At 57.9% G+C, this 24,215-nt stretch carries 24 protein-coding genes; 21 read left to right on the top strand and 3 right to left on the bottom strand.

The genetic code is table 11. The annotated features are described in order from the left end of the window. Positions 1 to 117: 117 nt before the first annotated feature. From VH599_18255 to VH599_18235, 5 genes are all read left to right on the top strand, one after another. Entirely contained in the window at positions 118 to 951 is an 834-nt protein-coding gene (locus tag VH599_18255) for an ABC transporter permease (GenBank protein ID HEY7350267.1), read from the top strand. 175 nt (positions 952 to 1,126) lie between these two features. Then, the gene (locus VH599_18250) at positions 1,127 to 2,197 is read left to right on the top strand and encodes an ABC transporter ATP-binding protein (protein ID HEY7350266.1); all 1,071 of its coding nucleotides are present in this window, start codon (positions 1,127 to 1,129) and stop codon (positions 2,195 to 2,197) included. Positions 2,198 to 2,303: 106 nt separating this feature from the next. Then, on the top strand, positions 2,304 to 3,119 hold the full coding sequence (locus VH599_18245; protein HEY7350265.1) for an ABC transporter permease: 816 nt from the start codon (positions 2,304 to 2,306) through the stop codon (positions 3,117 to 3,119). A gap of 12 nt (positions 3,120 to 3,131) precedes the next feature. After that, the gene (locus VH599_18240) at positions 3,132 to 4,070 is read left to right on the top strand and encodes an ABC transporter permease (GenBank protein HEY7350264.1); all 939 of its coding nucleotides are present in this window, start codon (positions 3,132 to 3,134) and stop codon (positions 4,068 to 4,070) included. Between the two features lie 52 nt (positions 4,071 to 4,122). After that, a complete protein-coding gene (locus tag VH599_18235; GenBank protein ID HEY7350263.1) occupies positions 4,123 to 4,716 on the top strand; it encodes a hypothetical protein in 594 nt (197 codons plus the stop codon). A gap of 68 nt (positions 4,717 to 4,784) precedes the next feature. Here the strand turns inward: VH599_18235 and VH599_18230 are convergent, their stop codons facing one another. Further along, the gene (locus VH599_18230) at positions 4,785 to 5,117 is read right to left on the bottom strand and encodes an SCP2 sterol-binding domain-containing protein (protein HEY7350262.1); all 333 of its coding nucleotides are present in this window, start codon (positions 5,115 to 5,117) and stop codon (positions 4,785 to 4,787) included. 142 nt (positions 5,118 to 5,259) lie between these two features. Next, on the bottom strand, positions 5,260 to 6,402 hold the full coding sequence (locus VH599_18225; protein HEY7350261.1) for an acyl-CoA dehydrogenase: 1,143 nt from the start codon (positions 6,400 to 6,402) through the stop codon (positions 5,260 to 5,262). A gap of 314 nt (positions 6,403 to 6,716) precedes the next feature. Here VH599_18225 and nusA point away from each other — a divergent pair, with 314 nt between their 5' ends. The 12 genes from nusA to VH599_18165 all read left to right on the top strand — a co-directional run bounded on the left by nusA (position 6,717) and on the right by VH599_18165 (position 18,304). Next, on the top strand, positions 6,717 to 7,877 hold the full coding sequence (gene nusA / locus VH599_18220; protein ID HEY7350260.1) for a transcription termination factor NusA: 1,161 nt from the start codon (positions 6,717 to 6,719) through the stop codon (positions 7,875 to 7,877). Positions 7,878 to 7,960: 83 nt separating this feature from the next. Next, positions 7,961 to 8,332 (top strand): YlxR family protein, encoded by a 372-nt coding sequence (locus VH599_18215; GenBank protein HEY7350259.1) that lies wholly within the window; start codon positions 7,961 to 7,963, stop codon positions 8,330 to 8,332. Positions 8,333 to 9,070: 738 nt separating this feature from the next. Continuing rightward, on the top strand, positions 9,071 to 9,265 hold the full coding sequence (locus tag VH599_18210; protein HEY7350258.1) for a hypothetical protein: 195 nt from the start codon (positions 9,071 to 9,073) through the stop codon (positions 9,263 to 9,265). Next, positions 9,256 to 11,034, top strand: a complete 1,779-nt coding sequence (infB, locus tag VH599_18205) for a translation initiation factor IF-2 (GenBank protein HEY7350257.1) — start codon at positions 9,256 to 9,258, stop codon at positions 11,032 to 11,034. Before VH599_18210 ends, infB begins: the two co-directional genes overlap by 10 nt. Positions 11,035 to 11,146: 112 nt before the next feature. Then, positions 11,147 to 11,596 (top strand): 30S ribosome-binding factor RbfA, encoded by a 450-nt coding sequence (gene rbfA, locus VH599_18200; GenBank protein ID HEY7350256.1) that lies wholly within the window; start codon positions 11,147 to 11,149, stop codon positions 11,594 to 11,596. A gap of 91 nt (positions 11,597 to 11,687) precedes the next feature. Next, complete coding sequence (locus VH599_18195) at positions 11,688 to 12,719, top strand: bifunctional oligoribonuclease/PAP phosphatase NrnA (protein ID HEY7350255.1); 1,032 nt, start codon at positions 11,688 to 11,690, stop codon at positions 12,717 to 12,719. Positions 12,720 to 12,752: 33 nt separating this feature from the next. Further along, the gene (gene truB, locus VH599_18190; GenBank protein ID HEY7350254.1) at positions 12,753 to 13,679 is read left to right on the top strand and encodes a tRNA pseudouridine(55) synthase TruB; all 927 of its coding nucleotides are present in this window, start codon (positions 12,753 to 12,755) and stop codon (positions 13,677 to 13,679) included. A 368-nt stretch (positions 13,680 to 14,047) separates the two neighbouring features. After that, on the top strand, positions 14,048 to 15,025 hold the full coding sequence (locus tag VH599_18185) for a bifunctional riboflavin kinase/FAD synthetase (GenBank protein HEY7350253.1): 978 nt from the start codon (positions 14,048 to 14,050) through the stop codon (positions 15,023 to 15,025). Next, positions 15,003 to 15,932 carry an FhaA domain-containing protein gene (locus VH599_18180; GenBank protein ID HEY7350252.1) on the top strand — a complete coding sequence of 310 codons (930 nt, stop codon included), beginning with the start codon at positions 15,003 to 15,005 and terminating at the stop codon, positions 15,930 to 15,932. Before VH599_18185 ends, VH599_18180 begins: the two co-directional genes overlap by 23 nt. Positions 15,933 to 15,941: 9 nt before the next feature. Then, on the top strand, positions 15,942 to 16,418 hold the full coding sequence (locus VH599_18175; GenBank protein ID HEY7350251.1) for an FHA domain-containing protein: 477 nt from the start codon (positions 15,942 to 15,944) through the stop codon (positions 16,416 to 16,418). 86 nt (positions 16,419 to 16,504) lie between these two features. Further along, positions 16,505 to 17,857, top strand: a complete 1,353-nt coding sequence (locus tag VH599_18170) for an FtsW/RodA/SpoVE family cell cycle protein (protein ID HEY7350250.1) — start codon at positions 16,505 to 16,507, stop codon at positions 17,855 to 17,857. A 123-nt stretch (positions 17,858 to 17,980) separates the two neighbouring features. Continuing rightward, the gene (locus tag VH599_18165) at positions 17,981 to 18,304 is read left to right on the top strand and encodes a GlsB/YeaQ/YmgE family stress response membrane protein (GenBank protein HEY7350249.1); all 324 of its coding nucleotides are present in this window, start codon (positions 17,981 to 17,983) and stop codon (positions 18,302 to 18,304) included. A gap of 94 nt (positions 18,305 to 18,398) precedes the next feature. On the opposite strand, the gene VH599_18160 is transcribed toward VH599_18165, so the two are convergent. Continuing rightward, on the bottom strand, positions 18,399 to 19,313 hold the full coding sequence (locus VH599_18160) for a DUF4386 family protein (GenBank protein HEY7350248.1): 915 nt from the start codon (positions 19,311 to 19,313) through the stop codon (positions 18,399 to 18,401). 266 nt (positions 19,314 to 19,579) lie between these two features. On the opposite strand from VH599_18160, the gene VH599_18155 reads away from it, so the two are divergent. The 4 genes from VH599_18155 (at position 19,580) to VH599_18140 (ending at position 24,207) form a co-directional block, all read left to right on the top strand. Further along, entirely contained in the window at positions 19,580 to 20,131 is a 552-nt protein-coding gene (locus tag VH599_18155) for a response regulator (GenBank protein ID HEY7350247.1), read from the top strand. 126 nt (positions 20,132 to 20,257) lie between these two features. Next, positions 20,258 to 20,794, top strand: coding sequence for an NUDIX domain-containing protein (locus tag VH599_18150; GenBank protein HEY7350246.1), 537 nt, complete (start codon positions 20,258 to 20,260; stop codon positions 20,792 to 20,794). A gap of 136 nt (positions 20,795 to 20,930) precedes the next feature. Beyond that, positions 20,931 to 23,006 carry a glycoside hydrolase family 15 protein gene (locus tag VH599_18145; protein HEY7350245.1) on the top strand — a complete coding sequence of 692 codons (2,076 nt, stop codon included), beginning with the start codon at positions 20,931 to 20,933 and terminating at the stop codon, positions 23,004 to 23,006. Positions 23,007 to 23,220: 214 nt separating this feature from the next. After that, positions 23,221 to 24,207 carry a DUF4349 domain-containing protein gene (locus VH599_18140; GenBank protein ID HEY7350244.1) on the top strand — a complete coding sequence of 329 codons (987 nt, stop codon included), beginning with the start codon at positions 23,221 to 23,223 and terminating at the stop codon, positions 24,205 to 24,207. Positions 24,208 to 24,215 lie beyond the last annotated feature (8 nt).

The raw sequence follows: 24,215 nt of genomic DNA, 5'->3' as shown, positions 1-24,215 counted from the left end.
GGCTGTCATCGGGGGATGCCATAGCTGTGGCATCCCCCTCGGTGGCAGAACGGCAATAGCAAGAGTATCCACACGTAGTACGGAGTGTCCAGGCACAAGAATCGGAGGAACGGACGAATGGTCTTACCTGCTGGAGTCGTGCGCAATGCCCGCGCCTCCTATGCCTTCTTTGAGCGGAATATGAACCTGACCAAGCGTTACTGGGCCTGGGAAGTGGTCTGGCTGGTCTATAACATCGTCAACGCCATCAGCGTAACCTACATCGGGGTGAGTGCTCCCTTAATCACCGGGACGCCGATTGATACCAATTACTTCATTCTCTATCTCATGATCGGAACGGTGGTGTGGAGCTACCTGAGCGTGGCCTTCGATCAGGTGACAGAGACGATCACCATTGAGCGTTGGGAAGGGACGATTGAATATACCTTCATGGCGCCCATTGCCCGGCTGACACAACTGCTGGGAAGCTGCCTCTTTGCTGTGGTGCATGGCTTGTTCTTCGTGGCTGTGCAGCTTGTGGTCATCAGCCTCTTCTTCCACCTCGATTTGAGCCACGCTAATGTCCTGACCAGCGTGGGCATGCTGTTGATTGGCAGCGTCTCCTTTATTGGCTTCGGGATCATGGCGGCAATTCTGCCGCTGCTCTATACCGAGCGCGGCGCGCAGATGGCCTATATCGTGCGGGCGCTGATCCTGCTGGTGTCGGGCGTCTATTATCCCATCAGCGTGCTGCCTGGCTGGATGCAGGTCATTGCGCGCATCTCGCCGGCCACGTATGTGCTGGATGGGATGCGGGCAGGCTTGCTCAACGATCAACCCCTGACGGCGCTCTGGGGAGACATCTGGCCTTTGCTGCTGGCCGGGATAATCAGCATTCCCGCGGGACTCTGGATTTTCCGCAGGGCAGAACGCTACGCCAAGCGCACCGGAAGGCTCAAGCGTAACGGCTAACGATCTGGCGCAGAGAGAGGGGTACGGACAGAGCGGCGCGCCGCTCTGTCCGCTTCCAGTCCACTTGATCAATTGGCCCATCCTATCAAAGCCGATAGGACACTTCAGATTGGAGCTTGAGAAGCGAATGCCGAATACAAAAGAGGCTCTTATAGATGGTACCGGAGAGGCTGACATGCGCTCAGGTCTTGCATTCGATGAGCAATCGGCTCATCACCATGGCGCCCGCCCGCTGGCGATCAAGACCGAGCATGTCAGCCGAATCTATAAGCTGCGTCGGCAGAAAGATAGCAAGGGAGAAAAGCAAAAAACGCTCGTTGCCCTCAATGATGTCAACCTGGAGGTCTCCCAGGGCGAGTTGTTCGGCCTGCTGGGGCCGAATGGGGCAGGCAAGACGACGCTGATTAAGATTCTGACGACGCTGCTGGCTCCAAGCGGTGGCTTCTGTTACGTTGATGGCCTGGATGTCGTCAGGCAAGCTCAGGAGGTGCGGCGGCGTATCAGCATGGTCAGCGGCGGCGAAACCAGCGGTTATGGCATTCTGACGGTGCGCGAGAACCTCTGGATGTTCAGTCAGTTCTATGGCATCAGTTGGAAAGATGCCAATCAGCGCATTGCTGACATGCTCAAGGTCGTGGAACTGGAGAGCCACGCGAACGCGCGCATCAGCGGCCTCAGCACCGGCCAGCGCCAGCGCATGAACTTCTGCCGGGGCTTTATCACCGATCCCAAGGTGGTCTTTCTGGACGAGCCAACGCTTGGCCTGGACATCAACGCGGCGCGCATCGTCCGCCGCTTCACCCGCGAGTGGATGCAGCAGAACCCTGGCCGCACCGTGCTGCTCACCACGCATTATATGGCCGAGGCCGACGAACTCTGTGACCGCATCGCTATCATTGATCACGGGGCTGTGCTGGCCTGCGATACACCCGCCAACCTGAAACATCTGCTCCAGAAGCAGCCGGTCTTCGAGGTGACCGCTTCGGGCATCACCGAGCGCACTATCGAGGCTCTGGAACACGCGCCTGGCGTGGTGCGCGTGATTGGCGAAGCCGACGAGAGCGGCAGCGCGTATAGACTCAAGTTCATTCTTGAGGCCGAGGCGGCGATTGGCTCGGTGATCAACGCCTTGACGGAGCAGCAGGGGCGCATTCTCAGCCTCCAGAAGAATGAGCCGACCCTGGAGGATGTTTTTGTTGCGCTGGTTGGCCGCAGCCTAACCGCTGAAGACGCGAATGGGGGTTAGCACTGTTGCGCTGGCTGGCCGCAGCCTAACCGCTGAAAATCATAATGAGGGTTAGCACCCTGCGCAGCAGCGATTAAGGGAGCAAACTGTGGAGAAAAGCACAGGAATGAGATTGGTTCTGCGCACGATGTACGCGCGCGCCTATCCGCGTGTCTTTGGGGCCAACCGCGAGCTAAGCTGGGTATTCTTCGAGATATTTGTGCCGCTGGTCAATACGTCGGCGTTTGTCTTCCTCTACCGGGCGCTGCACGCGCCAGAAGCCTATGTTGGCTTCGTGATTCTGGGCGGCGCGATGGCGACCTACTGGCTGAATATCCTCTGGATGATGGCCTCCCAACTCTATTGGGATAAGCAGGAAGGGAACCTGGAACTCTACGTCCTCTCGCCCACCTCGCTGATGGCGATTCTGCTGGGCATGGGTGTTGGCGGGCTGTATATGAGTACGCTGCGGGCGGCCACGATTGCGGTGATTGGCACGTTGATCTTTGGCGTGAGCCTCGATGGCAGCCAGTGGGCGTTTGCCTTGCTCGTCTTTGTGGTGGCAATGGTCGCCCTCTATGGCTTGGGGATGGTCCTCAGTTCCGTCTTCTTGATGTGGGGGCGCGAAGCCTGGCAAGTTTCGCTGGCGCTGACCGAGCCGGTGTACTTTCTGTCGGGGATGAACTTTCCCCTCAGTAAGTTATTTAGCAGCGTCCCTGGCGTCCTGAGCCTCTTTTCCGCCGTTATCCCGGTGAGCTTTGCGCTGGATGCGCTGCGGCAGTTGCTCTTTCCTGGGCAGATCATCGGGGTCTTGCCACCCGCCACCGAGGTGCTGATCCTGGGCGGGATGGGGATTGTTTTTATTGCCAGCGCCTATTTCTTGCTCAAGCGCATGGAATGGCTGGCAAAAGTTGAGGCTCGGCTGAGCCTGCGCTGGCAGTAGAGGGTGTGAACTATGATTGACGCCATACGCCGACCCGCGCGCTATGCCGCTCTGCGTGAGAGCATCCGCGAGGGCGCGCGTACTTTTCGCATTGCCGCCTGGCTGGGCTGGCAGATCGAGAGTAACTGGGCTGATCCCTTTGTCTTCTTCAGCTTCACCATCTTGCGCCCGCTGGCGACGGCCTTGATGCTGCTGGTGATGTATGAAGTCGTGGCGCGCGGCCAGAGCGGCGGGTACTTCTCGTATCTCTATATCAGCAACGCCTTCTTTGTCCTGGTCATTCAGACGATGGCGGGGCTGGCCTGGACGATCTTCGATGACCGGGAAGCGTATAAGATGCTGAAATACATCTTTACCTCTCCCGCGCGCCGGTTTCCCTATCTGCTCGGCAGGGCGACGGCGAAAACGTTGGTGGCGCTGCTGACCGCGACTATCTTGCTGGCGGTTGGTGTCTTGTTCCTGGGGCTGCATCTCAATCTGGCGCAGATCGAATGGGGCTGGGCTGTCGTCTATTTCCTCTTGGGGCTGGTCATTCTCGCCAGCCTGGGGGTTGTCCTGGCTGGCATCGCGCTGCTGGTCGCCAGGCATGGAGAGGCTATTGGCGAAGTGACGGCTGGGATGCTGCTGCTCTTCAGCGGCGCTTACTTCCCGCCCGATATTCTGCCGCCAGTACTGAAGCAGGTGACGCTGGCAATGCCGATCACCTACTGGCTGGAGGGGATGCGCCGCGCCCTGAACGGGGGGATTATCGTGGGAACAGCCTCCAATGGACGCGGCGGCACAATCACTGGCCCCATCAGTCCGCTGCTGGCGCAGTTCGATAACTGGCGGCTGCTGCTCATCATCCTGCTGAGCGCCGCGCTCAGCGCGGTGTGTTCGTTTTTCTTCTATCGCTGGATCGAACACCAGGCGAAGGAGCGCGGCATGATTGATCGGCTGACGGGGTATTGATAGCGTAGCAATACCCCTGGGAATCCTCTTCTAAAAGATGGAAGGGAAGCGCATGCCCACTCGGGAAGTCGTTGTGATTGCTATTAGCGGACCCAGTGGCGCAGGAAAAACCACTCTGGTTGAAAAGGTGGCGACCCTATTGGGGAATGCGACCACGCTCTTTTATGATCACTATAGGGCTGTGGCGCACTGGCACCCGGATATTCGTCAATGGGTAGAGCAGGGATGTGACCCAAACCAATGGGCCAACATTCCGCAACTGGTAGAGGATGTACGCGCGTTGCGTGAAGGCCGAGCGGTTGTTTCTCCAAAAAGCGGGCAGGTAGTCGAGTCGGCTCCCTATATCGTATTGGAAGAACCCTGGGGCAGAGATCGAGACGAACTGAAGCCTTTGATTGATTTCGTGGCCCACATAGCAATTCCCCTGGACATTTCGCTCTGCCGCAAGCTCCTTCGAGATGCCGCCAACCCTGCTTTGCGCTTTGACCCGCTTGCCTTTGCCCAGGACTACCTGACGGAGCGCATCGGGGAAGTTTATCGGCGGCAACAGCAAGTGAGCGAGCATGCAGATTTGGTACTGGATGGCCTGCAACCTCCAGATGAGTTGGCTGAGGCAATCGCTGAACAAATACGCCTGCGCTACTGAGCATCTGCCGACCCATTGCCAGAGCGAGCAAGAACGGTAGACCAAGCGTTCTTGCTCGCTCTGAAGCGTTATTGGGGTGAGGGGAAGAGGGAGTTTACACGCATGGCAAGGCCCTGATCGCCTTCCACCTTCAGCTTGCCGGTCATAAAGGCGTTGATCGCGTTCAGCTTGCCAGCCGTGATTGCCAGCCAATCTTCAGTGGCAAGCTTAAAACGGGTGGTGGGGGCATCAACGCCGCCCTCAATCAGCTCGCAGGCGTCATTAGCAATTTTTAACGCCCAGGAGCCGCCGCCGTCACCGGAGAGATCCCACTGAAGGGTTGCATCCACGCCCTTGGCTGCGGAAGCGTTGAAGTGTTCCTGCATGTACTTGAAGGTATCGCCTGCTGATATTTGGTCCATCGGTGTTTGCTCCTTCTTTCCTATTCATTCAAGGCTCAGGCTATATCGCCGATGCCTGGGGCCACAACGGTATATCCTCTGTCGTTATCGAAGGCCGCTTCAGGGGGCTGTAGAAGCCCCTGGCTTTCGTCATGGGATACGTTCACTTGAGCAGATCGCGGGCAATGACCACGCGCTGAATCTGGTTAGTACCTTCGTATATCTGAGTGATCTTGGCGTCGCGCATCATCCGTTCGACGGGGTAATCCTTGATGTAGCCGTAGCCGCCGAGAAGCTGGACGGCATCGGTGGTCACTTCCATAGCGGTGTCTGAGGCAAAGAGTTTTGCCATTGCCGAATAGCGGCTCACATCGCTTTCGCCGCGATCAATGCGCTCGGCCACGTCATAGACCAGCAAGCGGGACGCCTGGACTTTGGTTGCCATGTCGGCCAGCATGAACTGAAGACCCTGGTTTTCGGCGAGCGCCTTGCCGAACTGCACGCGCTCTTTGGTGTACTGGACAGCGAAATCAATCGCTCCCTGCGCCACGCCCACCGCCTGCGCGCCGATGCCGGGGCGCGTGCGGTCCAATGTCATCAAAGCGATCTTGAAGCCATCACCTTCGCGTCCCAGCAGGTTTTCGGCGGGGACTTCGCAGTCCTCAAAGAGCAGTTCGCCAGTCTGCGAGCCGCGAATGCCCATCTTCTCTTCGATTTTGCCGATGCCGAAGCCAGGGGAGTCTTTTTCAACGATAAAGGCGCTGATGCCACTGCGCGTCCCTTTAGCGGGGTCGGTGACGGCAAAGACGACGTTGACGTGCGCCAGACCGGCGTTGGTGATGAAGCGTTTCGAGCCATTGAGGATATATGTATCAGCCTTCTTGACGGCGCGAGTGCGCATACCTCCAGCATCGGAGCCGGAGCCTGGCTCGGTGAGGCCGTAGGCCGCCAGCCATTCACCGCTGGCGCAGCGCGGGAAGTAGCGGCGCTTCTGGTCGTCGGAGCCGACCAGCGCAATGGGCAGGGTGCCAAGCTGCTGCACAGCGAGGATGAGCGAGGTGGTGACGCAATATTTCGCCAATTCCTCGATGACCATGACGATAGAGAGCTTGCTGGAGCCGATGCCGCCATACTCTTCCGGGAAGGGCATCCCCAGGATGCCTTGCTCGGCCAGCAGGTCTTTGATGTCCCAGGGGAACTGGCCGGTAGCGTCTATGTCGGCGGCGCGCGGCGCGACTTTCTTGCGGGCGAGTTCGCGCACCACCTCCATCATCAATTTTTCTTCGTCAACAAGCTGCACAGCCATCTTCTCGCTCTCCTTTGAGGCAGGGCCAGGCGTCGGGCGTCAGGCAATTCGTTCTCTAGAGATAGGTATCCCCTGCTAAGAGTATACGGGTTGAGGCGCTGCGGCGTCAACTGCAAGGAAGCGCAAGAAACGCCTCAAGCAAGGAGGCTGAGTAGTAGTTGCGGAGCGCGGCTGAACGTGATATAATACGTCAGAAAACGAGGGATGTACGTAAGAAAAGTGGGCGCCCCCCACTTTTCTGCTTGGATAGACCTTTTAGGGTGGAGCAGGGTCGTGGAGTTGTTCCGGCGATCTGCCGGCGGGAGGGTGGCAGCATGAGAAGTGAGTTTCAAGCTGCAATCTCGCAGCTTACTTCCGAAAAGAAGCTACCGCAGGATGTGGTGATGGAGACCGTCGCCAAAGCCCTGCTGGCAGCGTATCAGAAGAGTACGGGGCGTGGAAACAACGTCCGTATTGAAGTAGACAAACGGGGCGACATTCGCATCTGGGCGGCAAAGCATGTCGTCGCGGTGGTGGGTGATGCCAACGAGGAGATTTCGCTCGGCGAAGCTCAGCAGTTGAACCCGAAAGCCGCGCTCGGCGAGATGATCGAGGTAGAATCCCCAGCCATCTTTAACCGCATTCCGGCACAGACAGCCAAACAGGTGATTTTGCAGCGCATCCGCGAGGCGGAGCAAGAATATCTGTACGAAAGCCTGAAAGATAAACTGGATGATCTGGTGCTGGGCATCATCGTGCGGCGCAGCGATAGGGATAAAGATACCTTTGTGCTTGATCTGAATGGGGCTGAGGCGCTGTTGGAGCCGCGCGAGCAGGTACAGGCTGAAAAGTATCGCGTCGGCCAGCGCCTGCGGGTCTATGTCTATGACATTCGCAGGAGCCAGGGGAAGGGCCTGCAAGTGATGGTGTCGCGCACTCATCGCAATGTCGTCAAGCGCCTGTTTGAGTTGGAAGTGCCAGAGATTTTCGATGGGTATGTCGAGATCAAGGGCATTGCCCGCGAGCCAGGCAGCCGGTCGAAGGTTGCTGTCTGGGCGCGCCAGGAAGGGCTTGATCCGATTGGCTCTTGTGTTGGCGTGCGGGGTACGCGCATCAATAATATTGTCAACGAACTCAACGGGGAAAAGATTGACATTATCCTGTGGGATCCTGATCAAGCGACGTTTGTTGCGAACGCGCTCAGCCCGGTGAAGCCGCTGCAAGTGGACTTGAGGGAGTCTGACCATACAGCCCTGGTGACGGTTGCCGAGAAGCAGCTCTCGCTTGCCATCGGCAAGGATGGGCAAAACGCCCGACTTGCTGCCCGGCTGACAGGCTGGCGTGTTGATGTGATCAAGCCAGGTGAGCAGCCCCGCGAAGAAGACGCCGAGCGAGCCGCTCCCGCGAAGGATCTGGTGATGGAGCGTGAGCCGCGCAAGGCGCCGCTGGGTGGCCTTGATCTCTCCAGCCTTGACCTGGATGCGTTTAACGACTGATCTGCCTGGCGTCGCTGAATATGAACACAGAAGCGAGAAATCGCTCTGCTCTTGATGCTCTGATAAAGAAGGGAGGCAGCGAGGTGACTGGAACCTCTGCTCAAGCTGCGCAAGGTAAGCGCGCCAATGCTCCCAAGCGCCCCAGGCATGTGCCTCAGCGCACGTGTGTTGCCTGCCATCAGGTCAAGCCAAAGCGGGAATTGCTGCGTATTGTGCGCACACCAGAGGGGCATGTCGAAATGGACCCGACGGGGAAGAAGTCGGGCCGGGGCGCTTATCTGTGCGCCACGCGCTCTTGCTGGGCGATAGCCCTGAAAAAGAAGCGCCTGGAGCAGGAATTAGAAACAACGATCTCTGAGGAAGATCGCGCTGCGCTGGAAGCTTACGCAGCAACATTGCCCCAGCCAGAGGCGGCGCCTCGTGTCGTGGCAGCAGCGTCCGAACGCTCGCCATAACGCGGGGATGGCGCTGCATGAAGCATGCAAGGCGCTGCACCGGAATCGCTGCTATAGTCAGTGTATTCTTTTCGTATGTGTTTCCAATCTATCGTCATCGTATCTCTGATGTTTGTCCACGATGGACCATCTCAACAGTCCCGCAGAGAGGCTGGCAGCCAATGCGGGGAGGCAGTTATGGCAAGCCGATGTTTGCGACCTGAATAGCATAAGCGAAAAAGCTGCGCGAATCGACCAGGGCCGGATAACTGCATCCCTTCAGGGCTGGCCTCTCTTTGTGGAGAGCGCCAGCCCTGTTATTTTTGGTCGTTCCCATTTCTGCACTACTCTTTTTACAAGATCGATAGCTGTACCTGTAGCCTTAGCTGAGGTCGTCACAGCATCGAAGGAGGTAAGACATGACGCAGCATCCTGCTGATTTTGAACACCCTGAAGGTTCGGAGAAGGAGCCTCGCTCGAACCCCACCTCTCGATCACCTCAGCGGCGCTCGGCTGGAACACCATCCAGCCCTCCTGCATCGAGCGAAGCGCCTGCCCGCCCTGCGAGTCAGAGCGGTCCCGCGAGCGCAAATTATCCTGCCCGGCCAGCAGGCCAGGGCGCGCCTTTCAATCGCCCGCCGTCTGGTGGTTTCCCGCCAAGGCCAGGAGCCTCCTCTGAGGCGGGGAATCGTTCTCCCTCTGGGAGCGTACCTTATCGTCCGGCGTCTTCGGGGTCATTTCGCCCGGCGCAAGGAGGTTTTGGGCCGCGCTCATCGGGGCCTGTCGGATCAGCCCGTAATGGCTCAGGCGGCAGTGCTGCTGGTAGGCGCCCATCAGGGCCGCCATCTGGTCGTGGCCGATCCCACAATGGACGCTCTTCCGGTCGGCGCACTGATCGCCGCCAATCGGCTGGAGGGCCGACGAATGGGCAGGGGCGCACAGCAGTGGCTGTGAAGGCCCGGCCAACCGAGCCAGTGGCGATTCCCCCGCAGGTTCCGGTGCGCGATCTGGCGGCGCTGCTGGAAGTGGCGCCGATGGAGATCATTCGTGAGTTATTCAAGCACAATATTCTTGCCAATATTAATCAGGTCATTACCTATGAGTCTGCTGCGCTTGTGGCAAAGGAGCTTGGCTACGAAACTCTGGAGGCCGCGCCTCCCCCGACACAGAGTGCTCAGAAGCATGAGCCGAGCGGACATGCTGGCGGGCACCATGAGGCGCATCTGGTCCATCGCTCACCAGTGGTGACGGTGATGGGGCATGTGGATCATGGGAAGACCTCGCTCCTGGATACTATTCGCAAGACGCGCGTGGCAGCGGGTGAGGCTGGTGGCATTACCCAGCATATCGGCGCGTATCAGGTGGAGGTGAATGGGAAGAAGATCACGTTCCTTGACACACCCGGGCATGAGGCATTTACCGCCATGCGCGCGCGTGGGGCGCAGGTGACAGACATTGCGGTGATTGTCGTCGCGGCGGATGATGGCGTGATGCCCCAGACACTGGAGGCGATTGACCACGCACGCGCGGCTAAGGTGCCTATTATCGTGGCGCTCAACAAGATGGATAAGCCGGGCGCGAACCCTGATCATGTGAAGAGTCAGCTTGCTGATGCCGGAGTGGTGATCGAAGAATATGGCGGCGATGTGGTCTGCGTTCCTGTCTCTGCAAGACAGAATACGGGTATTGATGAATTGCTAGAGATGATCTTGCTGGTAGCCGATGTGCAAGACCTCAAAGCGAACCCGCAGGCTAAAGTGCTGGGGGCTATTATTGAGTCCAGGCTGGATAAAAACCGGGGTGTTGCGGCGACGGTGCTGATCGAGCAAGGCTCATTGAAAGTGGGCGATGTGGTGGTGGTTGGCGCTATTTTTGGTCGGGTGCGTGCGATGTTCGACGACAAGGGCAAGCAGATCAAGAAGGCTGGCCCTAGCACACCAGTCGAGATTCTTGGCCTGCCTGAAGTACCCAGGGCTGGTGATCGGCTGGTGGAGGTAGCTGACGAGAAAACGGCGCGGTCCCTTGCCACCCAGCATGCGCAACAACAGAAAGTGGAGAGCGCGGGCGGCACGCGAGCTATCAGCCTGGATAGTCTTTCATCCGAGATTCAGGCAGGGAAGGTCAAAGAATTAAACCTGCTCATCAAAGCTGACGTGCAAGGTTCATTAGAGGCGATCAAGCAAACGCTGGACCGGCTTGACGAGGATACTGTGAAGGTGCGTATTCTGCACGATGGCGTGGGCAATATTTCCGAGACAGATGTCCATCTGGCTTCCGCCTCCAACGCGGTCATTATTGGCTTTAGTGTCAAAGTTGATTCTGCGGCGCAGCGTCTGGCGCAGAACGAGGGCGTTGATATTCGCTCGTATGATGTTATCTATAAGCTCGGCGATGATATTGAGGCGGCTCTGAAGGGCATGCTGGAACCCACGTATCGTGAGCAGGTTGATGGGCATGCTGAGGTCTTGCAACTCTTCAAGGTTGGCAAGACGACGGTTATCGCTGGCTGCCGTATCACCGATGGCAAGCTGATGCGCTCTTCTCAGGCGCGTGTGCTGCGCAATGGGAAAGTAGTCTTGAGTGGGCAGATTGCTTCGCTGCGGCGCGGCAAGGATGATGTGCGCGAGGTTGCCAGCGGCTTTGAGTGTGGGGTGACGCTTGAAGATTTCAATCAGTTTGAAGTTGGCGATGTCATTGAGGCGTTTTCTAAGGTGAGGGCTTAGGGCCACAAGGGACTGGCCCATGAGGAAAGAGGCGCTGACCCAGCGCCAGTGTCTCTTTCCCAGCCTTCAGGGCTTGAGCGCTGGCCTTCTAATCTTCAGGGAGGTGGTCCTTATGACGACGTGGCGACAAGAACAACTCGCCGAGGTGATTGCCGAAGAGTTGAGTGATCTGATTCGCACCCGCATGAAAGACCCGCGTATTGGTTTTGCCAGCATTACCGATGTGGAGCTTTCGGGTGATTTGCGCCATGCAAAAGTGTTTGTCAGTGTCCTTGGCGCCCCCGAAGAGCAGCGGGCAACGCTGCAAGGTCTGGAACATGCTGCTGGATTCCTGCGCCATGAACTGGCGCAGCGCCTCACTATTCGCCATACGCCAGATATTCTGTTCCGGTTGGATGAATCTATCGAGCGCGGGACACGGATTCTCCAGTTGATTCACGAGATGGAGACTCAGGGACAGATGGCGTCATCCAGCGAGGGAGCGCGAGGGCCGACGCCAGCAATTGAACGGCAGGAACACCCCTCCGAGGCGCGCGCGCCTCAGCGAAATGATCAGACCTGATGAGCGCAGGGTTGTTAGAACGGCGGGAGCAGGGAGACACGCTTCCTGCTCCTGCCGTCTCTGTATGCGCTGGCGCGAAAGGGGGGATTCTGTGGTTCAATTCTCGAACGACGCTTCAGAAGGGCTTGACAGCGAACAGGTTCAGGCGGCCTGGGCGTTGATGATGGAGGCCGAGCGCATCGCTCTGCTGGCGCATGAACACCCCGATGGGGACGCGCTGGGAGCGGCGTTGGGTCTGGCGCATGTGCTGCGGGGATTCGGGAAGACCTGTGTAGTCGCCTGCGCCGACCCACCGCCCGCGCTCTATGCGTTTTTGCCGGGCGTGACCGAGGCGCAGACCGATCTGGGGGACGAGGCGTTTGATCTGGTGGTTGCTCTGGATGCAGGGGAACTGAGCCGCTATGGCGCGCTCTACGAGCGACACCGCGCGTTTCTGGACCACGCGCTGGTGGTGAACATCGATCATCATGTTACCTCAGAGGGCTGTGGGCAGGTGAATATCATTGATGTGGCGTCGGCGGCGACGGCAGAAGTGATTACGCTGCTGCTGATGCAGGTGGGCGCTGCTATTTCCCGTGATGCGGCTATATGCCTGCTGACGGGTATTATCACTGATACCCGCGCCTTCGAGTTCAGCGCCACCACGCCGCGCACGCTGGAGGCGGCTGCTCATTTGATGCGCGCCGGGGCCGTTCCGGCAGATATTGTCAAGCCGGTCTATCGGATCAATTCGCTCCCGAAGGTGCGCCTCTGGGGGCAGGTGCTTAGCGCGGTGGAAAGCGCCCTTGATGGTCGGCTGGTCTGGTCGGTTTTGACGGAAAAGATGCTTCAGAAGAGCGGGGCGACTGCTGATCTGGAGGATGGGCTGCCCAGCTATTTGATTGATATTCAAGGCGCTCAGATTGCGGCGCTCTTCAAGGAGCATCCAGATGGCTGCCCGCGAGTGAGCTTGCGTACCGTTCATCCCTACGACGCGGCGGCGATGGCGGCGCACTTCGGCGGCGGGGGGCATGTGCGCGCTGCTGGTTTCGCCTTTCAGGGGACGTTTGACGAGGCCAGGCGCGAGACGCTGGCGTATCTGGAACAGCAGTTGCGTGATGCAGAGCATAAGAAACAGAAGTAGTACGTTTTTTCCTGATGGGTATGGGTCTCCGGTATGGATGGGATTTTTAACATAGATAAAGCTGTCGGCATGACTTCCCATGATGTCGTGGCGCGCGTGCGGCGGCTCACGCGGCAGCGGCGTGTGGGGCATGCTGGTACGCTGGACCCGGCTGCCAGCGGTGTCTTGCCTGTCTGTCTGGGCAAGGCGACACGGGTGGCGGAATATCTGAGCGCGAGCGGTAAATGCTATCGGGCTGTCGTGGTGTTTGGGGTGGTGACGGATACTTACGATGCTGAGGGCGAGGCGCTGCGCAGCGCGCCGGTTCATCTGACACGCGAGCAGATTGCGAAGGCGCTGCCGGAGTTCCTGGGACATCAGATGCAACTCCCTCCCCTGTATTCAGCGATTAAACTGGCCGGACAGCCGTTGTACAAGCTGGCTCGCGCAGGGATTGAGGCAGAGCGCCAGGCGCGACCCATAGACATCTATCGGCTGGATATAGTGGATTGGCAGCTTCCGGCGCTGACGCTGGAGGTGGAATGCAGCAAAGGGACGTACATTCGTTCGCTGGCGTATGATCTGGGGGAGCGCCTGGGGTGTGGAGCGCACCTGGGCGGTCTGGTGCGCTTGCGCAGCGGCCCATTTACGCTGGATGAGAGCCTGACTCTGGAAGAATTAGCCCAGGCGCTGGAAGATGGGAGCTGGGTCAACTACCTCTATGCGGCTGATGAGGCGCTGCTTGATCGCCTGGCTGTCATTGTGGGACCGGCTGCGGAGAAGCGGGTGCTGCTGGGTCAGGAGCTTCAATTTGCCGGGTCTTCCACTCTACAGGCTTTAGAAGAAGGGCCGTTACTACTCGATGCCTCGCTCTTGCGGGCGTATTCCACCGACGGGCGTTTTCTGGGTATTCTCTGCTGGCAAGCCTCTACCCACACCTGGCGTCCCCAGAAAGTACTTAATAGCACGCCTGTGGATTAGCGCGATCTCATGTGCTTTCTGGTGTTCTGGCTCATAGTCGCTCTGTAGAAACCGTGATGGCGTGGTATCCGTTTAGCATGTGGGGATGATGATAGCGGAGGTCGCTGCTTCATCTCTCTGGCGCAGGCAAGTGTAGAAGAGTGTGAACTACCGGCGCAAGCAAGTGTAGAAGAGTGTGAACTACCTCACACTCTCGTGGAATTCTTCCGTTTTGGGGCTGGTGTCTTCGGAAGTCTATGGTACGATAACGAGGCGGGTAATGCGGAGATAAGGAAAAGAGCGTCTCTGATTGTCACTACGCAGAGATACTGATTGCAGGCACTGCCCTGCTGTGGTAGTATGAGTTGGGGAGACAGAGAAGCATTGATATGCAGGTTATTCGTGATCTGGCAACACTGACACCTGATACACCATTTGCCCTGACTGTTGGCGTGTTTGATGGCATTCACCGAGGACATCAGCACCTCATCAAGCAGACGGTGTTGGCTGCGAAGGCGCTGGGCGGGAAAGCCGGAATGATTACCTTCTGGCCGCATCCGCTGGAAGTGCTGCACCCGGAAAGGCAGATTCGCTACCTGACGATGCTGGAGGAGAAGTTGGAACTTCTGGCGACGTTGGGTATGCTTGATCTGGTGGTTGTGTTGCCGTTTACGCCATCTCTGGCGCGCACGTCGGCAAGCGAGTTTATAGACTTGCTGATGAATCATCTGGCGCTGCGCGCGCTGGTGGAAGGCACTGATTTTGTTTTTGGGCATAACCGTGAAGGAAATATGGCCTTTCTGACAACATATGGGCAAGCGCGTGGCTTTGCTGTGCAGACCATTGATTTGCAGGTTGCCGATCAACGGCGGATCAGCAGCACGCATATCCGCACCTTGCTGGCCGATGGGCAGGTAGGGGAGGCAGCGGCGCTGCTGGGGCGTCCCTATAGCGCGCAAGGGGTGGTCGTGCAGGGCGATCAGCGCGGGCGTCTGTTGGGCTTTCCGACAGCCAATCTGAGGATCGATCCTCGTAAGATTCTCCCCGCCGATGGGGTATATGCGGTGCGTGTCCGTGTAGAAGGCGCGCTGTATCATGGAGCTACAAATATTGGCGTGCGCCCGACGTTGGACGGAACCAGGCATCTCACCGAAGTCCATGTGCTGGATGTGCAGCGGGATCTGTACGGCAAAGAACTTGAAGTGCAATTTATTGCACGCTTGCGCGGAGAGCAGCGCTTTGCTGGTGTAGAAGCGTTGCAAGCGCAGATTGCGGTAGATGTCCAGCAGGCCCGCGTGGCGCTGGGCCAGTATGCTGAACGCGAGGCAGAGAGGGGTGAGAGCGGTGAACGTGCTCTCGAAGTTTGAGTCGTTCATGACATCGATGGTAGAAGGGAGCTTTGGCCGCGTGTTCCGCTCGAAATTGCAGCCTGTGGAACTCAAGCGCAAGCTGGAGCGCCACATGGAAGATCACCTCCTCATCCTGGGCGAGGGCCGTCGCCAGGCGCATAATTTCTATGATGTTGCGCTCAATCAGAAAGATTATGATGGCCTGAGTAGCTGGCGCGCGCTGATTCCTGAATTACAACAGTATTTGATTGATGTGGCCCGCGAGCGCGGTTACACGCTGACAACCAAACCGGTGGTGAAGCTTCATGTGGACGCGCATATGGTTGTGGGCAATATCCATATAGACTCTAGCCTGGTTGATTCACACCATCCCGCGCAGAACCCCAATGTAGCGCAGGCGCTGGCTGGCCCGGATGCGCCGATGCACACGGTAACGATTGATGTGTCTGAGGGCTTTAAGCAGGCGATGCTGGAGGCCCAGCAGGCGCGGGCAGGCGCTCCGCATCGCCCAGGGCAGCCCTATCCATCCCAGGCTCCCCCATCGAACTTCCAGCAGCCGTATGGCGCTCCTTCTGCGGGAGGGATACCTTATCCGCCCCAGGCGGCTCCGGCGGGGCATCTGCCCCAGGCGGTCCTTCGTCTGCGCCGACGTGGGGGCCAGACGGGCGCGGAGCAGGTCTATCGGCTAGATCGTGAGGTCATACAGATTGGCCGCCATGTCTCCAACGATATTGTGGTGAATGATCGGCGAGTCTCGCGGCATCATGCCCAGGTGCGCTTTGAGAATGGCCGCTTTGTCATTTATGATCTTGGCAGCTTGAACGGGATTGGCATCAACCGTACTACTGTTCGCCAGCATACGCTGCGTGATGGGGATCTTGTCTCGGTTGGAAGCTATGATTTTATTTTTCACCAACGGAGGTAAGCGACCTGCATGGACTTACAGCTTGATCAGTTTTTATTCATCCTGCGTATCGTGCTGGTGGCGCTCATTTATCTTTTCCTCATCCAGCTTATCTTCGTTGTTCGTCGTGATCTGATTCGGATGGTAAGCGGTTCGGGGGCGGCGCGTATCGGCACAACAGCCTATAAAGGGTTGGGCTTTCTGGTGGTGGTCAAACCGGGGCCGATGCCACTCCGACCGGGACATCGTATTGATATGGAGCCGGTGACGACGATTGGGCGCGGGCCGACGAATACGATTGTGCTGGAAGATAGCCGCATCTCTAGCGAGCATACGCGTATCACGTATCATGATCGGCAGTGGTGGGTGGAAGACCTGGGGAGCCGCAACAAGACGTTCCTCAATGGGAGTCAGGTGCCGGTAGGCCAGGGGGTTCCTGCGCGGCCTGGCGATCTGCTGGTCCTGGGGCCGGTAGATGGGGTGGTGACGTTTAAGTTTGGTGTCTAAGATAGTCTGTCTAAGATCGTGAGCAGGTTCCTACCTCTCTGCTGGAGGTTGGAATACGCTCTGTAAGAGGGTACGAAGAGGGTACGATGATTCAGGGAGCGCATCGCTATCGCTGGCGTGAATTGCAATTGCTGCTGTTACCTGCTCTGTTTATGCTGACAGGCATGTTTATGCTGATCCTGGTGGATAACGAGGCTAAGCAGATAAACCTGCCGACCATCGATAGTCTGGTTCCGGCGATTGGTGTGATAGCCGCGCTGCTGACGATGCACATTCTCCTGACGATTATACTGCCTCAAGCCGATCAGGTGCTTTTGCCTATTGTTGGCTTGTTGAGTATTTTTGGGGTGTTGATGGCTTTGCGACTGGGACCGCAGCTTACCCCGCCAATCGAGAATCTAGGTACGAAGCAATTACTCTGGCTGCTTCTGGGGTTGCTGGCCTGTTTCGGAACGGTCTTGTTTACCCGACGGGGGCTGCTCTGGATCAGGCGCTATAAGTATACTTTTGCCGCCTTCGGCATCCTGCTGGTGAGTATCAGCCTGGTGCGAGTTCTCACCTCTCCTATCAATTTTGATAGCCCCACCCATGATGAGTTGAGCCTGCCTGGCGGCATTCCTTTTCAGCCCTCTGAACTGCTGAAGATCTGTCTGGTCGTTTTTTTTGCGGCGTATGTGGCGGAGAACCGCGAGATTCTTGGTGAAGGCGGCCCCAGGCTGGGCTTTATCTCTGTGCCACCGCTCAAGCAGTTTGGCCCACTTTTGCTGATGCTGGGCATAGCCCTGGTGATGTTTGTGGGGCTGCGCGAACTGGGCCTGGCGCTGCTGACTTTTGGCATTTTTCTCTCGATGTTGTATCTGGGCAGTGGTCGGTTCCTCTATGTGGGCTGGGGCGTGATGCTGTTTGCCCTTGGCGGTTTTATCTGTTACAAGCTCTTTACCTATGCCCAGGCGCGTTTGTTGGTGGTGGGTGTTGATTGCAATGCGACGGACGAGGCAACTCGCCAGATTATTCTGGGGCCAGCCTATCAAGTCTGCCAGGGGTTGATTGCTATTGGCTCTGGTGGTGTTTTTGGTACCGGCCTGGGCCTGGGCAGCCCGACTAATGTGCCTGCGGTGCAGACCGACCTTGTGTTTGCTGCTATCGGCGAAGAGTTTGGTTTACTTGGTATCATGGGGCTGCTGGGACTGTATATTATGCTGGTGCATCGGGGCTTCCGTATCGCTGCCAACGCCAGGACGCCGTTTAATCAATTGCTGGCGGGAGGGTTGACGGCAATCTTTGCTATCCAGACGATGATTATTATTGCCGGAAACCTGAAGGTGTTCCCTCTGACTGGTATTCCCCTTCCCTTTATCACCTATGGCGGTAGCTCGCTCATCGCCAACTATATCATCATTGGTTTGCTGCTGCGCATCTCGGCCAGCGAAAGCACCTGACCTCTTGCAACCTTCTGGGCAGGCACAGCGTAGATTTCTTCAGAAGGCTATGAGCCAGCGCCCTTGCGCTGCGCAGGACGCCTGGCCTTGATGGATTAATTTTTCTCTATGAGAGGGGATGCAATGCAACTACCATTGATGGTTGTCCTGGGCGCGCCCTTTGGGGTCGTCTTTGATGTTGGGTGCCTGGAATGGGTGGCTGCCGGACTCATTGGAGGCTGGCTGGCAGGGCTTATTGTGCGAGGTCGCGGCTATGGATGTGTGGGAGATATTTTGCTTGGGGTAGCTGGCGCTTTTGTCGCAGCGTTTCTTCTACAAATTTTTGCGCCTGGGCTGATTAATGATCAGGTGTTCCGCTTCACCGGGACCGCTGTTCTGGCGTTTCTTGGCGCGTTAGTGCTGGCCCTCATCGGGCGGCTCATAGGCGGCAGCAGAGCGAAGGGATGACGCTCTCCGTTCATTAAAGCAAGAGAAACAGGCAGCCCTGGCAATGGAAGGTCCATTTGCCAGGGCTGCCTGTTTCTCTTGCCTGTGCGCCTGCTCAGGAGTCGGTATGTTGAGCGGTTTCAGTGTTAGCGTCGGGAGTCTTGACGTTCTTTGATGGCGCTGCCTCGGACGAGGGCGAGACAGAAGCTTGCTCTGGAGGGTTTTCCTGTGTGGCTGCGGCTGCGCTAGCAGATAGGGTTTCTTCAGCTTGCTCTGCTGGAGTGGTCGCGGCGGTTGCGGTCGCAATGAGACGCGGCGCTCGCCGGATGAGCAGGATGCCCAGCCAGATCAGCCAGACGGCAAACGATGCCAGGGTAGGCGTGGTTAGCTGCGTCTGCGCCTCCGGTGGCGAGACGGCAAAGAGCAGGGCCAACGCGGCCATCAGCGCGGCAGCCAGCAGCCCAAAATAGACCAGCAGGTTTTGCAGCTTTCCGCTTCGCGCGATGAGCAGGCTGGCGCAGATCAAGAAGATGGCGAGCAGTATGCCGCCCAGTGTATTCTGTGCCAGCGCCTCCGCGCCATAGAGGCCGCTGAAACTGCTCACAATATCTTTCGCTGCCGCAGAGGATGGCGCCTGGCGCCTGTAGTCGGCAGCGGCGTTGATAAAGCTGATCGTGCTGAGGGCGATCATGGCTGCAAAGAGGGCCAGACCACTCAGGCCAGTCGCCAACATCCAGCGGGCGAGGGTACGCCCATAGCTGCGAAAGGCGCGGTGGAGGGCAAACGGGAGCCGGAGGATCAGCAGAAAGATGAGCAGTTCGAGGATTCGGAAGATGACAAAGGCGCTGCTGTGATCACCGATCCAACTCAACAGTGGCCCGTAGTCTCCGTGACTGAAAGCGGCGTCAGCAGGCGCGTGATAGCCCGCTGGCCCCAGGACCAGGGATTGATAGAGGGTGACACCAACCAGCAGCAGCACGCCTGCCAGCAGGCTATAGATGCCTTGCAGCTTTAATCTCGCTGTTTCCATGAGGGTCAGGGCGCTCCTTCTCTGGCGGGGTCGCCCCGCCAGCGGTAATAATCCGTCTTCAGTATGCCGCACGCGAACGCGCTTTGACAAGCAATGCGCCAGAACTCTAGCGCAGCAGGCGCTCCGCGCGTTGCCTGGCATATATTTTGCCGCACATGTTCGCCTTGGTGACGTTGTTGTCTCTTCGCAACAGGTTGGGCGCTTGCCTGACCTCAAGACTTGCGATTGATGTTCGCTCTCTTTTTAGGGCTATAAAGGATGCGACGATGCAGCGCCTGAGAACAAGTGTGGGAGTGGTTGAACACGAGTTGATAGAGCCGCTAGCCGTAACAAAGGGCGACGAGCCAGATGCCAATGCAGCGCATCGCCCTATCATCTTTCCCTGCGAGCAGCGAATAGCCGTATTGGTGGTCATTCCAACGGAAATGGTGCGCACAGAGTTATCGCTGTGCCTGGATGCTTCCGGGTATGATGTATGGGCCGCCTCCACAGGCCACGCGGCGGTGGAACTGGCGGAGCAGATGCCCCTGGATGTCATTGTGCTGGACCTGGATGGGATGTATGAGGTAGGCCAGGAGCAGGCCATGATCTCTGGGTTCAGGGTCTTGCATCTTTTGGGGCGGCTGACACGCGAGCGCCCGGTGGCGGTGGTCGTTATGACCAGCATGGATTTTGCAGAGGTGGAAGGCCCGGTACGAGCCAGCGCCGACGATTTTGTCAATAAGCCCATCGAGCCTGCTCAGTTAATACGCAGGCTGCGGGGAGCACTGGACCGCGCGCGTACACGCCATCAACTTACCGCTTCTGTGGCCTGGTAGGATACAAAAAAACACAGGATAATGAGCCTGTGGCCGCTTCCCTGGAGCCTGGCGCGTTTCCCACATCTATGCTATCCTGGGTTTGTCCGCTTGACAACGGCTGCCTCAGCATGGTGAGGGGTACACATGCCAGAATCTGATCTGCCTGAACATGTCGCGGCCATCTCTGATGATGTTCGCTCGGTGGTCTTTCTCTTTCGCCCCGATTATTCAGAGGTTGTGCTGCTCTGCCGCGCGGCCTGGAAAAGCTTTGCACCGCTGCGCTGGACGGGAATTGGTGGTCGGCTGGAGGGCGATGAGTTGACTGAGCCGACGGCAGGCGCGCTTCGTGAGCTGCGTGAGGAGACCGGACTCACGCTGGCGGACCTGAGCGACTGGCGCTTTGTGGCCGATATTCTTGACCCAGGCGCGGAGGTGCGCCTGGTCTATTGCACGGCGGTCTTTGCTGACGAGCAGTTACCTCCCTGCAACGAGGGGACGCTGCATTGGGTTGCGCTGGCCGATTATCCGCGCTATGACATTATTGAAAATACCCACGCGGCGCTCGATGCGATTCTGGCGTATGATCTGCCGCACACCACTGAGGCGCTGCCCTGGCATGGCGCCATTCGTCGTGATGCCGCTGGCAAAGCTCCCCAGCTTGTCTTTTTGCCGCGTCGCTGAGGTGGCGCCATGTCGGCGCTTGCTGCCTCTGGCGTCGCCGCAGATGTGCAGATCGGCCAGGAATGGTATAATCGCGCAAATGTTATAACCGCGTATAAGATTGTTGCTGATGAAGCCTCGTATGAGGAGGGATGCAATGCCGCGCGATTTGCCGCTGGGCAATGGCTCTCTGCTGGTCAACTTCGACCACAGCTATAACCTCCGCGATATTTACTGGCCGCATATTGGCGAAGAGAATCACACGCTCGGCCATACCTGCCGCATGGGGGTCTGGGTAGAAGGTCGTTTCTTTTGGGTTGATGATGCCTCCTGGCATCGTGAGATGCTTTACCAGGAAGATGCGCTGGTGACGCAGGTTACGCTCATCAATCACGAACTTGAGCTTACGCTGATCTGCCATGATGCCGTTGATGCCGATAGTGATGTGCTGCTGCGGCGCTTCGAGGTGAAGAACGAAGCCAGCCATCCGCGCGATGTCCGGCTGTTTCTGCATTATGATTGGCATCTGTGGGAAACCGAGGGCGGCAATACGATTTATTACCGCGCCGAACTCAATGCCCTGGTGGCGTATAAGGGGCTGGTGAACTTCCTGATGAGTGGACGGGTCGGCGATCACCAGGGGATTGATGATTGGGCGACAGGCTATAAAGAGTTCAACAACGCCGAAGGCACCTGGCGCGACGCGGAGGATGGCACGTTGGGTCGCAATCCCATTGCGCAGGGGTCGGTGGATTGCACCATCGGGCTGCATCTGCCGCAAGTTCCAGCGAACGGCTCGACACGAGCGTATCACTGGCTGGCGGCTGGCTCGACGTACTCCGAGGTGTCGGCTTTGGACGCCGAGGTGCGTAAGAGCGGGCCGCAGCAGTTTCTTGATCGCACGCGGGCTTACTGGCATCTATGGGTGAACAAACTGCCTCAAGACCTGGGAGATGTGCCGCCACAGGTTGTCGAACTCTATCATCGCAGCCTGCTGGTGCTGCGCACCAATATAGATGATGGTGGGGCGATCATTGCCGCCAATGACGCCGATGTGTATTCGTTCTCCCGCGACAGCTATTCGTATCTGTGGCCGCGCGATGGCGCGCTGGTGGCAAACGCGCTCAGCCATGCTGGCTATTCGGATGTAACCCGCGAGTTCTTTCGCTTCTGCGGGCGTTTGATCGGCCCCTACGGCTATCTGCTGCACAAATATACGCCTACCGGCGCGCTGGGGAGTAGCTGGCAGCCCTGGGTCGATCAAGAGAACCGGCCCCTGCTTCCCATACAGGAAGATGAAACGGCATTGGTCGTCTACAGCCTCTGGCAGTATTACAACCTCTTCCGCGATGTCGAATATGTGCGGCCCCTCTATGCTCCGTTGGTGAAGGGAGCGGCAGAGTTCATGGTCAATTACCGCGAACCCCATACCCGCCTGCCCGCGCCGTCGCATGACCTCTGGGAAGAGCGACGCGGCATCCATACCTATACCGTTGCCACGGTTTACGCAGGGTTAAAAGCGGCGGCGCATTTTGCCGAGGCTTTTGGCGAAGCGGATCTGGTGGAACGCTACAGCGGAGCCGCCGAAGAGATGAAAAAAGCGGCGCTGGAGCATCTCTGGGATGAAGACCTCGGCTGCTTTGTGCGTATGGTGACGGTGGGGCCGGATGGCACAGTACAGAAAGATCGCACGCTTGATAGCAGCATTACCGGGCTTTTCATCTTTGGGATGCTGCCCTGTGATGACCCGCAGATGCAGCGGGCCATGCAAAAGCTGGAGGGTACGCTGTGGGTGAAGACAGATGTGGGGGGGATGGCGCGCTATGAGGATGATTATTATCATCAAGTCACCAAAGATATTGGGCAGGTTCCCGGCAACCCCTGGTTCATCTGCACGCTCTGGCTGGCACAGTATCGTATCGCCAAAGCCAGGAATGTGGATGAACTGCACGAGGCGCTGCCTTTGCTGCTCTGGGTGTGTGACCGGGCGCTGCCCAGCGGCGTGCTGGCTGAGCAGGTTCACCCCTATACGGATGAGCCGCTGAGTGTTTCGCCGCTCACCTGGAGCCATGCTGAGTTTATTGCCACAGTCCGCTGGTATGCGGGGAAACACCGCCGCTTTGAGATTGATGAGATGCACGCGCGCACTCAGGCGCGGCCCGATGTCGTGACGGCTGCCGTTGATGAGGTCCGGCGGCAGAAAACCTCCCAGGCAAAAAAGAAGCGAAAGTAACCAACCGCCCTCTTTTGTGAGAAGCAAGCAGGAGCCAACGCAGCTATGAGTGGTGAGGGCAAGCACTGACGCAACCGATCTGTATGGAACTTTCGCATATGCAAGCGCGTCTCTTCTGGTAGAGTACAGAAGGTTGACGCCGCGAACGCGCAGTCAATCGGTTTGTGCCAGGTAAGCCGCTTTTCGACTGAACTCCCGAAAGGAGCACTCGAAGATGCCCAGGTCTTTTTTTGCCCATCTCAAACTGCCTGGCGGTGTGCGTCAGATCGGAGCTTTTTCCTTGCTGGCGCTGGCGCTCGTTATGGCTGCATGTGGAAGCGGAGCTACTTTTAATTCATCTAATTCATCTTCGCAGGCTGCCCGTTCGGACAGTAATCAGCCAGCAGCTACCAGCAAAGCAGGCAACACTGGTTCTTCTGGTGGCGGCAATGGGCAGCCTACCTTGCCGAACGGTACGTCGGCTACCGCTTATCTGATTCGTTCGCTTTCGGTCAATTTGACAGTCAATAAGCCGCTGGACGCTGAGCGCCAGATGAACCAGGATGTGTTCTCGATGGATCCGCTGGCGCAGGCGGCAGGCGAGCGGATTACTCAGCTAAAGGATGGTACCTATACGGTTGCGCTTACCTTTGCGGTGAGCGCGGCCAAATATGACGCTGTTAAAGCCTATCTGAGTAGTTTCGCCGCGACCTATCCGGCGTTCAAGGGGAAGCTGACCGCTGAAGAAGAGACAGTGCAGAATGTCACCACGCAGTATGTGGACCTGCAATCGCGCCTCAAGAACTTGCGCACCGAGCAGCAGCGACTCTTGCAATTGCTGAGCCGGGCGCAAAATCTTTCTGATACGCTGACCATTCAGGATAAGCTCACCGATGTCGAAGGGCAGATCGAGCAAATTGAGGGGCAGATTAATCAACTGAGCAGCCAGACCGCCTATTCGACTGTGACCGTGAATCTGGCGTCTACAACACCGCCACCTACACCGCCACCGTCTGCGCCAGCGAAGCCCTGGAGTCCGGGCGATATTTTTGCTGCGGCGGCCAGCACTCTGCTCTCCATTCTCCAGGTGCTGGCAGATATTCTCATCTGGGTGGCTGTTTTTGCGGTCATCTGGCTTCCGGTGGCAGGTGTGGTCTACTTGTGGCGGCGTATAAAGCAGCGCCCTGCCAGGCCAGGGAAGCCTGAGCTTACAGCGCCCTAGCTTGCCGC

This window comes from Ktedonobacterales bacterium, from assembly GCA_036557285.1.
Classification (GTDB): Bacteria; Chloroflexota; Ktedonobacteria; order Ktedonobacterales; family DATBGS01; genus DATBHW01.
The sequence above is the reverse complement of the archived record's forward strand: the minus strand, read 5'-3'. Positions and strand labels throughout refer to the sequence as shown.